Below are 1911 nucleotides of genomic sequence, written 5' to 3'. Positions count from 1 at the left end.
CCACGTTTTTGTTAGATACGGAGTAATCTAGCTCAATGAAGCCATTTTTCTTGTTTGTCATCCTATTCTTTCTAGCGAACCAAACAATTGCTAATGTATGTGAAAACACAATTAAAGGAGTGAGTATTTGCGAGGTATCAAAAGGGGTAGCCCTTGCTATAGCAAAGAATGCTCCGCAGCGTGTGAGCCAAAATATTGTTCTAAATGGTGCGTGTTAATTTGCATGTAAAACTGACCCGGCTTTTGCACTTAATTTTGACCCGCCTGAGAGGCCAGATTATGGCCTGAACTTTTCTTTTATTTCCAGTTTTAAATTCGTTTATTAGTAGATTCTTTGTAGCGGTAACTTTCGTTACCTGTTTCAATGATGTGACAGTGATGCGTTAGTCGATCAAGTAATGCGGTTGTCATCTTTGCGTCACCGAAGACTTGGCTCCACTCTGAAAAGCTTAAGTTAGTCGTGATAATCACACTTGTTTTCTCATATAGTTTGCCTAGCAAGTGGAATAGTAATGCGCCTCCCGTTTGACTAAAGGGCAAGTAACCAAGTTCATCTAAGATAACCAAGTCTGTATGGCTTAACCTGTTCGCAATGCGTCCCGCTTTACCTTCGAGTTTTTCTTGTTCAAGTTGATTCACAAGTTCAATGGTCGATAAGAAGCGCACTCGTAGTCGGTGGTGTTGGATGGCTTGTACGCCTATTGCCGTTGCTAAGTGAGTTTTACCCGTGCCAGGGCCTCCTATAAGTACGATGTTGTGGCTGCCTTCGATGAACTCACAGCGATGAAGCGCTTTGACAAGCGTTTCATCTACACTGCTTTGATTGAAGTCAAAGCCAGCTAGGTCACGGTAGGCTGGGAACCTTGCATGCTTCATCTGATAAGCGATTGATCGCACTTCTCGATCTGTTACTTCAGCTTTGATCAAGGCTTCAAGAATGGGCTGTGCTTGAAGGTAAGATGGCCCAGCTTGCTGTGATAGCTCCATAACACTGTTGGCCATACCGTGTAGTTTGAGTTGTTTGAAGGTGTGGATCATGGTTTCAATGTGCATAAGGATGACCTCTTAGTTGATCGTAGCGTTGTGTGTTGGCAATAGGTTCTTCGTTTAGAATGAGAGAGGGTGGTGTTAGCAAAGGCTCAGGTGTTTCCTGTTCGATGAGTCGGCTCAAACAGTTCATTACATGCTGTTTTGAGGGGTGCCCGCATCGCAGAGATTCCTCAACCGCTTGCTCAACCAGCTGTTCGTCGTGATGAAGTACCAAGGCCAATATCTCGACCATTTCTCGATCACCACCTTGTCGTCGAAGTAAATACTTTTGAATGGACTTGAAGCTGTCTGGCAAGGTCTCGAACGGTGCGCCGTTACGCAGTGCTCCTGGTTTGCGTTGAGCCACGGCTAGATAATGTCTCCATTCATACTTGGTGATACCTGCATCATGCTTGCGATTGAAGATACGTCTATGTCTTGCTATCTCCTTGCCTTCGGCAACGATAACGATTTCAGCTGCATAAACATGAAGACTCACATGCTGGTTAGCAAAGCTTGCCGGGACACTATAGCGGTTACGCTCGAACGTAATTAAGCATGTAGAAGAGACTCGCTTAGTCTCTTCTACATAGCCATCGAATGGCGCTGGGACAGGCATTAAACATGGCCGTTCTTGTCGCCAGCATTCAGCAACCGTTAGATTGGATTGTTCTGGGTGTTTTTGGCGGTGCCACAGTTCAATACATTGGCGTTCAAGCCAAGCATTAAGTTCTTCGAGAGTCTTGAACTTGGGAGCGGTATGCCATAACTGATGCCGAGCATCTCGCACCTTTTTCTCGACTTGGCCTTTCTCCCAACCTGCAGCTGGATTACAGAACTCAGCTTCAAACAGATAATGACCTGTTTGAAGCTGAGTTCTGT

At 45.3% G+C, this 1911-nt stretch carries 1 protein-coding gene and 1 pseudogene; both read right to left on the bottom strand.

Translation table 11 applies throughout. The annotated features are described in order from the left end of the window. Positions 1–309: 309 nt before the first annotated feature. Positions 310–1053: an IS21-like element helper ATPase IstB gene (istB, locus tag A3761_RS04725; RefSeq protein ID WP_068510186.1), complete on the bottom strand. Its 744-nt coding sequence runs from the start codon at positions 1051–1053 to the stop codon at positions 310–312. Then, positions 1043–1911 (bottom strand): annotated as a pseudogene (locus tag A3761_RS26945) (IS21 family transposase); the annotation flags it as partial. The gene istB and the pseudogene A3761_RS26945, both read right to left, overlap by 11 nt.

The sequence above is a fragment of the Oleiphilus sp. HI0123 genome (assembly GCF_001635315.1).
This window is presented reverse-complemented; position numbering and strand designations above follow the sequence as displayed.

Bases quoted from the DNA above. Each gene is read 5' to 3' on its own strand.
- istB (WP_068510186.1), bottom strand. From the start codon at position 1,053: ATGCACATTGAAACCATGATCCACACCTTCAAACAACTCAAACTACAC.